Source organism: Klebsiella sp. OBRC7, from assembly GCF_000293135.1.
Classification (GTDB): domain Bacteria; phylum Pseudomonadota; class Gammaproteobacteria; order Enterobacterales; family Enterobacteriaceae; genus Klebsiella; species Klebsiella michiganensis.
On record NZ_ALNJ01000136.1, the window covers coordinates 1 to 12,403 of the forward strand.

10 protein-coding genes, 1 rRNA gene and 3 pseudogenes are annotated in these 12,403 nt (G+C 50.7%); 9 read left to right on the forward strand and 5 right to left on the reverse strand.

Translation table 11 applies throughout. The annotated features are described in order from the left end of the window. A 16S ribosomal RNA gene (locus HMPREF1144_RS25205) occupies positions 1-103 on the reverse strand; the annotation flags it as partial. 603 nt (positions 104-706) lie between these two features. Between HMPREF1144_RS25205 and HMPREF1144_RS25210 the strand changes: the two genes are divergently transcribed. Beyond that, positions 707-1,831 carry a cupin domain-containing protein gene (locus HMPREF1144_RS25210; RefSeq protein ID WP_009654410.1) on the forward strand — a complete coding sequence of 375 codons (1,125 nt, stop codon included), beginning with the start codon at positions 707-709 and terminating at the stop codon, positions 1,829-1,831. A 68-nt stretch (positions 1,832-1,899) separates the two neighbouring features. On the opposite strand, the gene surE is transcribed toward HMPREF1144_RS25210, so the two are convergent. After that, positions 1,900-2,775: a 5'/3'-nucleotidase SurE gene (gene surE / locus HMPREF1144_RS25215; RefSeq protein ID WP_004098184.1), complete on the reverse strand. Its 876-nt coding sequence runs from the start codon at positions 2,773-2,775 to the stop codon at positions 1,900-1,902. Between the two features lie 495 nt (positions 2,776-3,270). Here surE and HMPREF1144_RS25220 point away from each other — a divergent pair, with 495 nt between their 5' ends. Together HMPREF1144_RS25220 and HMPREF1144_RS25225 are read left to right on the forward strand one after the other, a co-directional pair. Continuing rightward, on the forward strand, positions 3,271-4,050 hold the full coding sequence (locus HMPREF1144_RS25220) for a histidine phosphatase family protein (protein WP_009654458.1): 780 nt from the start codon (positions 3,271-3,273) through the stop codon (positions 4,048-4,050). A gap of 84 nt (positions 4,051-4,134) precedes the next feature. Further along, complete coding sequence (locus HMPREF1144_RS25225) at positions 4,135-5,478, forward strand: OprD family outer membrane porin (protein ID WP_009654447.1); 1,344 nt, start codon at positions 4,135-4,137, stop codon at positions 5,476-5,478. A gap of 41 nt (positions 5,479-5,519) precedes the next feature. Here HMPREF1144_RS25225 and HMPREF1144_RS25230 read toward each other — a convergent pair. Both HMPREF1144_RS25230 and HMPREF1144_RS25235 read right to left on the reverse strand, forming a co-directional pair. Further along, positions 5,520-5,783: pseudogene (locus tag HMPREF1144_RS25230) on the reverse strand (MFS transporter); the annotation flags it as partial. 95 nt (positions 5,784-5,878) lie between these two features. Beyond that, a complete protein-coding gene (locus HMPREF1144_RS25235) occupies positions 5,879-6,907 on the reverse strand; it encodes a DUF1176 domain-containing protein (RefSeq protein ID WP_009654407.1) in 1,029 nt (342 codons plus the stop codon). 383 nt (positions 6,908-7,290) lie between these two features. Between HMPREF1144_RS25235 and HMPREF1144_RS25240 the strand changes: the two are divergent. From HMPREF1144_RS25240 to HMPREF1144_RS25265, 6 genes and pseudogenes are all read left to right on the forward strand, one after another. After that, a pseudogene (locus tag HMPREF1144_RS25240) lies at positions 7,291-7,763 on the forward strand (DNA/RNA non-specific endonuclease). Between the two features lie 288 nt (positions 7,764-8,051). After that, a complete protein-coding gene (gene symE, locus HMPREF1144_RS25245; protein ID WP_009654422.1) occupies positions 8,052-8,375 on the forward strand; it encodes an endoribonuclease SymE in 324 nt (107 codons plus the stop codon). Between the two features lie 158 nt (positions 8,376-8,533). After that, positions 8,534-8,968, forward strand: coding sequence for a VOC family protein (locus HMPREF1144_RS25250; protein WP_004098173.1), 435 nt, complete (start codon positions 8,534-8,536; stop codon positions 8,966-8,968). Between the two features lie 165 nt (positions 8,969-9,133). Further along, positions 9,134-9,876 (forward strand): annotated as a pseudogene (locus tag HMPREF1144_RS25255) (hypothetical protein). A gap of 320 nt (positions 9,877-10,196) precedes the next feature. Beyond that, positions 10,197-10,460, forward strand: coding sequence for a hypothetical protein (locus HMPREF1144_RS25260; RefSeq protein ID WP_009654429.1), 264 nt, complete (start codon positions 10,197-10,199; stop codon positions 10,458-10,460). Further along, a complete protein-coding gene (locus HMPREF1144_RS25265) occupies positions 10,457-11,185 on the forward strand; it encodes a Fic/DOC family protein (protein ID WP_009654459.1) in 729 nt (242 codons plus the stop codon). The genes HMPREF1144_RS25260 and HMPREF1144_RS25265 overlap by 4 nt, the downstream gene beginning before the upstream one ends. Before the next feature lie 282 nt (positions 11,186-11,467). Here the strand turns inward: HMPREF1144_RS25265 and HMPREF1144_RS25275 are convergent, their stop codons facing one another. Next, entirely contained in the window at positions 11,468-12,247 is a 780-nt protein-coding gene (locus HMPREF1144_RS25275) for an HNH endonuclease (protein WP_009654449.1), read from the reverse strand. Between the last annotated feature and the right edge of the window lie 156 nt (positions 12,248-12,403).

The following is a 12,403-nucleotide window of genomic DNA, read 5'->3' on the forward strand; positions in this document are numbered from 1 at the left end:
CCACTCGTCACCCGAGAGCAAGCTCTCTGTGCTACCGTTCGACTTGCATGTGTTAGGCCTGCCGCCAGCGTTCAATCTGAGCCATGATCAAACTCTTCAATTTAAGTTTGATGCTCGTAGAATTAAACTTCGTAATGAATTACGTGTTCACTCTTTGAGACTTGGTATTCATTTTTCGTCCGAGGACGTTAAGAATCCATGTCACTTTGAGTGCCCACACAGATTGTCTGATAAATTGTTAAAGAGCAGTGCAACGCGGCTTTCGCTCACCGTTGCGAGGTGGCGTATATTACGCTTTCCTCTTTCAGAGTCAACCCGTTATTTCAGGATTTTTTCTCTTCAACCGACCGGGTTGTTTGTGAAGTGATTCACATCTGCCGTGTCAGTGGGAGCGCATTATAGGGAGCTGCCGGGATATAGCAACCCTTAAAATACAAAAAACTTATCAAACGCTCATAATTTAAACTCCCCACGCCCCATCCACACCAGAAAAAATGGGAAAAAGCCAGACGCCAGAAGGGCTGCAGCGAATTCAGGCAAAAGCGACATTTTGCGAAAATCAACGTTATCCGCTTTACGTTTCCCCCTCTCTTACCGCGTCGTGACTTCAGATGATGAATTAAGCACCAGCCTTGACCCATGACAAAGCGGCTTGAGGGTGCATCTTTCTATAATCAGGCCCGTTTCTTCTTATTGGTATGAACCTATGGCTTATCAACTCAACATTAACTGGCCCGAGTTTTTAGAAAAGTACTGGCAAAAGCAGCCGGTCGTATTAAAGAAGGCTTTCGCGAATTTCGTCGATCCGATTACGCCGGATGAGCTGGCCGGGCTGGCCATGGAACCGGAAGTCGATAGTCGACTGGTGAGCCTCAAGAACGGTCAATGGCAGGCCAGCAACGGGCCGTTTGAACATTTTGATGACCTGGGCGAAACCGGCTGGTCGCTACTGGCTCAGGCGGTAAACCACTGGCATATGCCCGCCGCTGAACTGGTGCGCCCCTTCCGCGTGCTGCCGGACTGGCGTTTAGACGATCTGATGATCTCCTTTTCCGTACCGGGCGGCGGCGTGGGCCCGCATATCGACCAGTACGACGTCTTTATTATTCAGGGCATGGGCAGCCGCCGCTGGCGCGTGGGCGATAAGCTGCCGATGCGTCAGTTCTGCCCGCATCCGGCGCTACTGCACGTCGACCCGTTCCCGCCCATTATTGATGAGGATCTGGAACCTGGCGATATTCTGTACATTCCGCCCGGATTCCCGCACGACGGAATCACTCACGAAACGGCGCTGAACTACTCCGTCGGCTTCCGTGGGCCAAACGGCCGCGATTTGATCAGCAGCTTTGCCGATTACGCGCTGGAAAACGATCTCGGCGGCGAGCACTACAGCGATCCGGATTTGACCTGCCGCGAACATCCGGGACGGGTAGAAGAGTATGAACTGGAACGCCTGCGCGGCATGATGATCGAGATGATTAGCCAGCCGGAAGATTTCCGCCGCTGGTTTGGGCGTTTTGCTACCACGCCGCGCCACGAGCTGGATATTGCCCCCGCTGAACCGCCTTTTGAAGAAGAGGAGATTGTCGACGCGCTGGCGGGCGGTGAAATGCTGACTCGCCTGAGCGGCCTGCGTGTACTGCACATCGGCGACAGCTTCTTTGTGAATAGCGAACAGCTGGAGCCAACCGATCCCGCGGCTCTGGACTCGCTGTGCCGCTATACTCTGCTGGGTAAAGAGGAGCTAGGCGAGGCCGCGCTGCGCAATCCGGCTTTTATCGCCGATCTGACCCGCTTGATTAACCAGGGCTACTGGTTCTTCGACGAATAGCGCTTCATCACCGGTTCATATAAAGAAGGCGCGGAGCCCGCGCCCTCTTATTTACTATCGCTACAGCATCATTTACCGAGCAGCGCCTCAAACTGCGCCTGGTAGTGCGGCGCGTTCCATGAACCATCAAACAAGGTGTAAGTAATATATCCTTTGTTGAGCCAGCCCGAGTCATTATCGCCTTCCGCCGGTTTCATCGCCTCCGGATTCATCGTCTGTTTGGCGGTACCGTCAGCCAGAAGTTCATAACCAATCTGCGGTACAGGGAATTGTTCATTCTCAATATAATGAACGCCCTTAATTTCAGCCGACGGCAGCGGCGGATAGTTAATGCTCAACCCGGCCCCCTGCGGCATAATCGGGCTTCCCGGTTTATGCGCGGCGTTAAGTTTATCCACCAGCGAGACGACATAATCCACCGAATCAGGCCAGTACTTATGCGTGCTCGGCCATTTGTTCTTCATCTCTTCTTCCGTGAAGCGGTAGCCAATGCTGGCGGCAATCGCCGGGAAACCGTAGCGTACGGCGCGGGCCGCGGCGCTCACGGTGCCGGAGTTAACCTGCGCCATACCGGTATTGGGACCATCGTTGACGCCTGAAATCACCAGATCCGGCGGCGCGTCTTTCAGCAGGCCCCACAGGCCAAAATCCAGCGCATCGGCAGGGGTTCCAGGGAAGCAGTAGCGTTTGTCTGCGGCTTTTTTGACATCAAAAACTTTACCCGTTTTAAAGGTAATTGCCGACCCGATACCGCTCTGATTTGTTGCCGGCGCCACCATCCAGACGTCATACCCTTTGGCCGCCAGTTTTTCCTGCAGCGAAGTGGTTCCCACAGACTGGCAGCCATCATCGTTAACCAGCAGTATTTTCAGCGGTTTTTCAGCAGCCTGTACGCCAGCGGCAGATAACGCCAGAATGGCGGCAGTCAGAATTTTCGTTCTCATCATCACTCCTTGTTAGGTAGCAGAGGTATTTCTTAGGCGCAAAAAAAAACCTAAGACTCCTGCCGCACGCCAAATTGGCGGACAGGGGTCTTAGGTTTTGCCTGTGGTCAGTAACAATCCCAGAGTGCTGCGAAAATAACGCCAGAGCGTAAAAGAGTCCAGCCCGGACATCATTATTCTGTGACGGAGATCAATCCTCTAAAATTATTTAAGCCGAAAACTGCCAATTAATCTGAAAATTAAACTTAAGATACAACTCAATCGACAAAATTACCTCCATGAAGACGATCACATTTATTGACATTCATAATAAATAGAAGATGTCTTTTCTCATAATTAGTGCTAACGTCGCCCTTGTTGGATTGTTACTGTTTAGAACAGGCGAAACCTACGTTATAGACGTTCGAGCGAACATAATCTTATTTATGCTTCGCGTCGAATATCTGACGTAGGTTTTTTTTTGCTTATAAAAAGACCATTCAGGTGGAGCGTTATATGAAGAAGTGGCTAATAGCATTAATGATGGCGGCAGGTGCGGCAACCTGCTCTGCGGCGGAAGTTAAAAACGATGACGGCGTGAATATCTATTTCGCCCGTCATGGCAAAACTCTGCTGAATACGTTTGACCGCGTGCAGGGTTGGGCGGACTCACCGCTTACCGAAGACGGCATTCGCGTCGCTCGTTATCTCGGCGAGGGGCTTAAAGGTATTCCGTTTGACAGTTTCTATTCCAGCGATGCCGGACGTCAGCGTGAAACCATGCAGGTGATCCTTAAGCAAGCCGGAGTAAGTGATTACAAACTTACTGAGCTCAGCGGCCTGCGGGAAGCCTTCTTCGGCGGTTTCGAAGGCGGCTATAACAAAGATATGGCCGACGCTGGCGCCAGAGAGCTGGGGCTTAAAGACGGCGCTGCGCTGTTCAGCCAAATGAAAGCGGGCACCCTGGCCGTCGATACCAACCAGAACGCGCTGGCAGCGGCCGACCCAAAGGGTATGGCGGAAAACTATCAGCAGGTAAAAACCCGTACCCAGGCAGCGCTGCACACTATCGTTGCAAACGCGCAGGCCCGGGGCGATAAAAACGTGCTGGCGATTTCATCCGGTACCGCAATGCAGATTATGATTTCCGATTTAACCGACGATAACGCGAAAAACAAACCGCTTGCCAATGCCGCGGTGGTTAAAATTGTTTATAAAGACGGCAAATATACCGTTCCAGAAATTGGCACCATGAAATATGTCGAAGCCGGAAAACAGGCTCTCGATAAAAAATAATAACCACGCTTAACTATTTATTACGGCAGACTTCAGGCGAAAACACCTCGCCTGGATCGCTGCGTCCCTACTCTGGGGTTTATTATGAAAATCAATACTACAACAGTCGCCATTATGCTGCTGGCTATTCCCGCCAGCGCCTGGTCAGCTTCGACCACTAACAGCCTGAAGGAGCGCGATTATATCGATACCGTGCTCGACGATCCGTTATTCAGCCAGTCCCATATGAATTTATCGTTTAAAAACTACTGGAAATATCTTAAGGAAGAAGAGACCGAGCCAAAGAAAGTCCATAATGCCTGGGGTCAGGGCGTTGCCGTCGATTATCAGTCCGGCTATTTTGCCGATATTATTGGCTTTGATGCCACTTACTACGGAGCGGTAAAGCTCGGCGCCAGCGATTACTTTAACTCCCGCGGCGTGCTGTATAACAACGGCAGCGGGAATAAAAAGAGCAACGCTGAAGGCTTTTCCAAATTTGGTCAACGCAACGTCAAGCTGCAGTATCGCCTGGCGGACACTCATCTGAACGCCCGCTGGGGCTGGCAGACGATGAAAAACTTTGGCGTCATCTCCAACTCGACCCGCCTCTCCCCGACCACCTATTTGGGCTGGACCGGCGCGGTGAACTACGGCCCCTTCACGCTGCGCGGCGCGTACATCGAAAGCGCGATGGATCGTAACTCGCCGGATAAGAAACGCTTCCAGACCAACAGCGGACAGTACATTAACCATATCGCCAGCGGCGATATTCTGTGGCAAAGCGAGCACCTGAACATGCAGTACGGCTATGGTGAAAGCGATAACTATCTGCGCCGCCATATTCTGTTTACCAATATTAAGCCAATAAAAGCGCTGAACATCGGTACTCAGGTTTACGCCACTCACGCGCTGGACGAGTATAAAGCGATGCCGGCGAATAAGCGTGACTTTGACGACGACGCCTGGCACATCGCCATGGATGTGAAGTGGCAGGCGGACAACTGGAGCACCAAGTGGGGTCTGGGCTATACCGATGCGAACAAGGCCAATGAAGTGGGCTTCTACCCGCGCCATATGAGTAAAAACTCGCGCGGGACCTTTATCTCAATGGCCTATGCCGGCAACGACTATATGCGCGACGGTGAACTGGTTCTCTCTAATATGTCGGACTATAACCTGACGCCAGAGCTGGCGATCGGTCTCGCCGGCAACATCGCCCAGTTTAACTACCGCGGCAACCACGTCCGTACCGGGGAAATTAACGCCTTCAGCCGCTGGGTGCCGACGCACCCGAGACTAAAAAATCTCACCGTCTGGGCGATGTTCGGGCCGGGCTGGTCCTATAAGATGAATGGCAAAACGCCGGTGCTTACCGACGGCCATTACAGCCGGGCCAACTCGCTCTCTTCGGAAGTGATTATCGAATATAAATTTAATCTGTTCTGATACGCCCGCCCCGCCGGTCATGGCGGGGCAACCCTCCCCAGCTACTTCTTCACCTCATTAAGCTCATCGTTATAGCTTTCCCGCGTCACGCAGACGCACAGGATGGTAATCAGCGCCATGCAGGCGAGAAACAGCGAGATGGGCCACGATGCGCCGCCGGACCACACCAGCAGCAAGGTACCAATCATCGGCGTTAGGCCGCCGACGATGTTCGCCAGCTGGAAGCCGAGCGACACGCCGGTATAGCGCACGCTGGTGTCAAAAAGCTCCGAAAAGAAGGCCGGCTGAACGCTGAACATCATCCCCCTCGATCGCGATCCCGCGACGCGGACGATCGTTAAGATCCCTCCCTGCCGTCTCTGTCGACGTGTGTGCCGGGAGAGATTCTGGCCGCGTGATTTCATTTTGCCGGTTTAACCTCGGTCACCCAGGTGGGGAGATCCCATGTCCCGCCGAGGCGAAGATAGCGGCACATCCCGGTGGTCGCTTCACGGCTTTTGCGGAACGTTGTGCCATCCCAGAGCCAGCTCGCCGTCCCCCAGCAATCGCCGAGCCCTCGCCCTTTCTGGCTCATAAAAATCTCGCCGTCACCATACTCAGAACCGGAAACCGTAATAAGCGTTGGATTACCCTCAAGTTTGCTATCCACAACCCAATAGCCGTATCCCTCGTTATAGGCCGCCCGCCAGCACAAGGCCGAAATCAGGGAATGCGCGTTATCCAGCGGCGTCAGGCTGATGGTTTCAGCCTCCCCCTCCTCAGGCTGGAGGCGATCGCACCAATCATCGTTATTTAGCGTGGCCAGAAGCTTCGGCTTGAACACCGCCAGCTCAGGCGCGGTTAGCGCTCTCTCCTGCGCTTTCTCAGGCATGACCCGGTGAATAACCGGGGCGGGAATCGCTGCCCGGACGCTACTTTCCGGCCTGTCGCCTTTTTTGGTCAACGCGCCCGGCGTGCCGATTCGCCCCTGAACATCGTCCATTTTCAGCAGTACCGCGTAAGCGCCTTCGCCGGAAAGCTCAAACGGCGCCTCCCCGCCTGTAAATTCGACCTTCCCGCTGCCTTTGATGGCGTTAACGATCGCCCGGGCCTGTTTCTCCGACAGCGGCCAGCTCTCTTTTGCCGGCTTCACATCGCCTGCCGGCTGGCCGTTGATCCACAGCGTCAGTTTGCCCGGCAGAATGTCGCTGTCGGTCACCTCCGCCAGCATCAGCTCTCCCGAGACGGCGGTACCCGCTCCGGCCAGGCGGGTCAGCAGCACCGAACCTCCGCTTCCTTCTTCAGCGCTGTATCCCGCCGCCCGGCAGGTCAGCGTGTTATCGCATACCACTTCCCAGTCTTTGTGGCTGAATGAAACGCCTGTTTCCGCCAGCGCGGGGAGACTAAGTACGGTCAGTGCCAGCACGCCTCTCCAGAGTTCCTTTTTCATACCTTCTCTCCTTAATCGGTCATCCGCGTAGTCTGAGTAATCCTCCTCGCAGAGAGAAGCGTTTTCCCCTGCCGCAACATTTTTTCAGACAACGACATGGATGCCGACCGCTTTACGCGTCGTCGGGCATATTCCCGCCGGTTCAGCCCGGCTGAAAATGGCGAGCTTGAGAGTCTGGTCACCTCATTCAACATCATTTCCAGGGTCACAAAATAACATCCGCCGTGATGTTAAATCATCTTGTGATATTCCGCGCGGCTGCGACCGGCTATCTCTTTTTACGCTCTCACTTCATCTTTGCGATTCATAGCTGAATTCCGCTCTGGCTATTCAGGGGATTCTTTTATGCATCGATTCATCTTTTCTTTGACGTCATCAATAATATGAAGCTATCCCGAGTATTCAGCGTACTGCCGTCGCTATTTTTTGCCGTCGCGTGCGCTGCCGCATCATCAGGCGTGGATCATTGTGAAGTGGGCTGCCCGACCGGCGGAAGCGCGCAAACGGTGGTTCGCGAAGCCTATACGCTTAATAACAACATGTGGTCTATTACCGGGCCGCTGTTCGAACGGCACATATCGCTACCTTGCCCGCCGCGCCCGAGGTGGAGCTTCCCAGCGGATACTGGAAGATTATTTTTATCGGCTCCAGTCCGGATAAGGGCGAATACGCGGCGTTTTTGCTGGATCAGGCGACGCCCAAAAGCGCCAGTTTTTGTGATTATCAAGTGACGGTGGAGGAGATTGAGCGGCGGACTCATCCGGCGCTCTCGTTCTGGTCCGCCCTGCAGGCAGGTATTGCCCGCCGCCTGAAGTCCCGGAAGGGTTCGCTGGCAAAAGAGATGGGGTGCCCGTAATTGGACATGGCATTCTGTTGCGCGCATTATCTCACTTTTATTTTTTGAATCTGCTTTGCGGTTATTTCAGCAATATCAGGAAAGTCATTTTCAACAGGCGCTAATTAATAGTATCACGCATTCTGTTAACTCTTAATTCGCGGTTAAAGGTGTTTATTATGTCCGATTAAAGTCTGGACTTTATTTTTATTACTGGTTAGGTTTACAGGTGTTATTTAGCGCGGTGCGAATGTGCGCCAACACACCCGCACCGCTGATCACAATTACTATTTCGCGAGAATAGCAACCATGACTAATGCTGATTGTATTGTAGATTCATTTGATCCAGAAGTGTCGCCGAAAAATAAGCGTCAGTTGACGGTGAGTTATGTGAGACGTTTGCCAGATCGTCGTCTTGTTCCGGCGCTGCTCATGAAGGGCCAGTGGCTGGCGGCGGCAGGGTTTTCGACCGGTACCCGGGTGGAGGTGCGGGTGATGGAGGGCTGTATTGTGCTGACGGCGGTTGAGCCGGAACCGGAGCTGGAAGCCGTGATGCGCAGGGTGGAGAAGCTGTCGGCCAGGAAGCAGAAGCAGGTCAGAGAGTTTATCGGGGTGATTGGGGGACGGGGTTGAGGGGTCAGGATTGCGGTGACAGACTGGACTTGAATATCATGCTCTGTTGACTGAGATTCTTCGCCACCCCGGGCCTGTACTCATCCATCAAATCCGTACAACGTTCCTTTTAGATAACGGATAAATACCTGTTAATACGACTGAATGAGGAAACCATCATGGAGACTTACCGATTACATCGCGGCAGGCTTATCGACCATATCCAGCTTGTGGTAAATGATTTCGAGGCCAGCAAAGCGTTTTATACAGCCGTGCTGGCGGTCCTTGAGATCCCTGTCGTGAATACCTACGACGATTATTTTTGGGCTGATGAGCTTGTTGTTTCATCCATTAATAGCCCCGGTTCCGCAGGTAAGCCGACAGGACGCCATCATCTGGCTTTCCAGGCCAGGGATCGTGAGACGGTGGATGCTTTTTACCAGGCAGCGCTAGCACATGGCGGCAGTGATAACGGCGCACCCGGTGAGCGAACTTATCACCCGGGGTACTACGCGGCCTTTGTACTCGATCCCGATGGTAACAATATCGAAGCGGTTTACCATGGCGAGGGGGAACGCAGTGCGGCATCGGTGGAGATTGGCTTCAGTCTTTAAGTACAACGGCCTCCGGGCAGGAGCCGTATTGAGCGGAAGGCAATAAGTCAGACTATGCGCCAGCCCAGGAATTAGCCATATCGAAGCCCTCATAATAATGAGGGCTACATAAAATAAATTCAGTGTTGTAAATTCATTGCGTATTCATTTTATAAAGGAATAACGATGGGAGCCATTAACGAGATAGATATTGCAAAGCTGGTATTACTACCCGCGGTTTTATATGTGGCTAAAAAGATCATCGACTGGGCGGGAAAAGTGATATCCAGCCCGCCAGCAAAGCGAAAAATCCGCTTCGAAAAGGTACCTATTGAAACGAAAATAGAGGTGCTGAATAAAATCGCTGAGATAGCGAACGCTGAAATACCCGACACTAAACTCTCGAGGACGCATCAGACGGTACAAATGAAATTTTGTATGAGCAGATCGGGATTACTCTTCCTGTCTGGCACGCCCATCAGCTGATCGCGTTTATCGCTGATAAAAATATCGGCTCATATGATGTACGATTAATGAGTTTCCTTAAAAACCCATCCTTATATCGTTGTGAAGAAAATCTTTTTTCTGTAGATGCTAAAAAAATAAAAAATTTTCACATCGTTAGCGGGGTTTTCTGGCTATTTTCAATCGTCATTTTTGCTTGCGCCTGGTGGACGACAATACAATCGTTACTGGCCAGCGGGGGCGTAAATTCGGTTATCGCATTTTCACTGTTTTACTTTATTTCCGCTATTGTGGTCACTGGCTTTATCTTGAGCCAGGTTGGAGAAACCTGGCAAAGCGCCAGATTCGCCAGGCTGTTTGAAAGGTGGTGTGAGGAGGAAGCGGAGGTGGAAAGTGGGGAGCGTGCTGTGTTAGCCGCATCGGAGCCAGAAGAACAGATGCCTCAACAGGAGGTTTTCAAATGATGAAATGCAGATACAAAAAAGATTTTAGTGGACTGATTGGGGGATTTGGTGCGAAGGCCGGACTCGCCTTTTCTTTTAATTTATTGAAAATTAATGGGTTGTGAGATTTTATTTTGAGGATTTGCCCCCAAAATGGGACATAAAATTGAATACTGCGTGGAAGATCACAAAGTTGCGTGATTATCACTCATCGACAATTCCTATCCTAACCCTAAATTGCCTCATCAGCTCTCCACATCACACATGATGTGTTTATTGCTGTTCTGAAGACACCGCAACCTCGGTATGCTAAAATTTAACCAGGAACTGAGGATGGCCACATGACCCATAAAACTATCGTTAGTGTCGCTAGCTATGTTCAACAGCTGGCAAAAGATAACAATGTTACAGCTAACCGTGATGGCATGAGCCGCGTTGCTGTGACCATTACCGCACTTGCCGATGACTCTGTCGAGCTGGATAATGTTGAGCAATTACTGGTAAACCTTAAAAAGAAAGGTGTACTCAGTAAAGCTGAAATTTTACAGCTTCAGGGACGTTACTTCCGCGAACAAAAGCACTTTCATAAAAAAGCCACTGCATGAGTTTTGATCCATTTGGCGATTTCGATACCGCAGGCTATCTTCAAAATGTCCTTCAGCTTAAGGAGCCTGAAGAGGTCAAACGGGCAGAACATCTTGCTTTTGAAGCAAGTATTGAAATCGCATTCAACTACTTAGCTCAAACAGAAATTATAGATTACCAGGCTGTACTTAAAGTCCATGAGATCCTTTTCTCCGATTTTTATCCCTGGGCAGGAAAAGACCGTAACGAACTCGTTCCCCATCTTGCCGTTTTCAAAGGTTCTCAGGATAACCCCCGTCACACGGTCTTCGAGCGACCTGACTCCATCCGTATGGCTGTCGAATACGCCCTTTATTTGGCCAATAACAAGCAACGTTTCCGGGAAAGGCCTGGAGAAGTCATGGGGCTATTAGCCTTTGCACATCCTTTCCTCGGTGGTAATGGGCGTACTATTTTGCTTGTGTTTATGGAACTCGCCTTTCGAGCCAGTTTTGCCATTGACTGGTCACAGACAAGTAAGAATGACTATTTGAAGGCACTCAGCGACGAAATCGGAGAACCATCTAAAAAGCACCTTGATCGTTACCTGGAACCATTCGTAGTGAACATCACAAACCGGGATGCCTGGCCGGCTATTATTGGCGGGATTAAGGGGCTAGATGGTTTAGATAAAGAGAACATCTCTTATGAAAGCCTGGATGACCCCGAAGTACAAAAGATTTATATGACTTACCGTTCAGAATGAGTCAACTGCTATAAAGTGCCAATATTCTGTCACTTTTGATGCAGTATCGCTGTAATATTAGCACTATTTCAACCAGTCACAACATTCATATAACCCACATAATAGATCAATTCACCATGAAGAAATCCCTGAACGCAGGTTGTCAATCGTAAGGCAATGGTTTTATCTAAATAGATAACGAGCTTCACAAGAAGAAATGTCTGCGCAGACATTTCTTCAACACTCTCAAAAAACATGAGTCCTATCGTACTCAATAGCCCTCGCAGTAAAAAAAACAACCTACTACCTTAAACAATTATCCCGATGCCACTCCAGATAACAATACGATTCAACAGAAAACGCCTTTATTTTCTCCGGTAACAAACACTGCTCTTTAACACTAATATCCAGCTCCTTACTAATTAATAAACGCCCATCGTTCTCAAACGAAATCCATCCCTGATCAAATAGAATATCAATGTGTGCAGCTAATATAATTCCATTATAAGGGTCAAGGCGTTCACTCCCATTCTCGCAGGCAGCCCACGGTTTTATATGGCTGGCGCGGAGTAACGGCGCAAACATCGTTCCCGTAACGGGGCATGCCGGATACAGCATGAGACAATTTTTCCGAAAGGAACCCTGCCCCAGCCGTGCCGCAATCAGCTGCTCGCGTACGGTATCTTCAATAGTTTTATCCTGCTGAATAATAAGACAGTCACGTTGCGCCTGTTCATCTCCATCAGACGATATTAACGAAAGAACGTGCTGCTCAATTGCACTATCAGAAAGCACACTCAATCGCTGATGAACACGCTGCGCTGAATGAGAAAGCGCAGCAGGAGCGCCCTGCTCGTCACGCCAGCCGACACGCACATCACTAAGCCAGGAATCAAAACGGTCACGACTATTTTTCAGACTATTGTGAAACTCGCTGGCGGTTTTACCCGCTCCAAAGCGAGGATAAAACAAGGCAAAAGCCTCTTTCCATTTCTGGACACCCAGTCCTACGGGTGGTTGAGATTTACCGTACTTCGACAAATACCACGCAACTTCAAGCAAATCGTCTTCCGAGCTATTCAATGTTACATCCTGTTTTTCCAGCGTAATTCATCACCAGATTATGTCTGAAAAGATCGTTAACTAAACTGATCAGGTTAGTTGTTTTAGCAAAAACATCTCACACCGGTTTTCACAATCAACAAGCACTACACGCAACCAACAACACAAAAAGGAATA

Excerpts from the sequence above, each read along its gene's own strand:
- surE (WP_004098184.1), bottom strand. The coding sequence starts at position 2,775 with ATGAGAACGAAAATTCTGACTGCCGCCATTCTGGCGTTATCTGCCGCT.
- symE (WP_009654422.1), top strand. The coding sequence starts at position 8,052 with ATGACTAATGCTGATTGTATTGTAGATTCATTTGATCCAGAAGTGTCG.
- HMPREF1144_RS25220 (WP_009654458.1), top strand. The coding sequence starts at position 3,271 with ATGAAGAAGTGGCTAATAGCATTAATGATGGCGGCAGGTGCGGCAACC.
- HMPREF1144_RS25235 (WP_009654407.1), bottom strand. The coding sequence starts at position 6,907 with ATGAAAAAGGAACTCTGGAGAGGCGTGCTGGCACTGACCGTACTTAGT.
- HMPREF1144_RS25260 (WP_009654429.1), top strand. The coding sequence starts at position 10,197 with ATGACCCATAAAACTATCGTTAGTGTCGCTAGCTATGTTCAACAGCTG.
- HMPREF1144_RS25225 (WP_009654447.1), top strand. The coding sequence starts at position 4,135 with ATGAAAATCAATACTACAACAGTCGCCATTATGCTGCTGGCTATTCCC.
- HMPREF1144_RS25210 (WP_009654410.1), top strand. The coding sequence starts at position 707 with ATGGCTTATCAACTCAACATTAACTGGCCCGAGTTTTTAGAAAAGTAC.
- HMPREF1144_RS25265 (WP_009654459.1), top strand. The coding sequence starts at position 10,457 with ATGAGTTTTGATCCATTTGGCGATTTCGATACCGCAGGCTATCTTCAA.
- HMPREF1144_RS25250 (WP_004098173.1), top strand. The coding sequence starts at position 8,534 with ATGGAGACTTACCGATTACATCGCGGCAGGCTTATCGACCATATCCAG.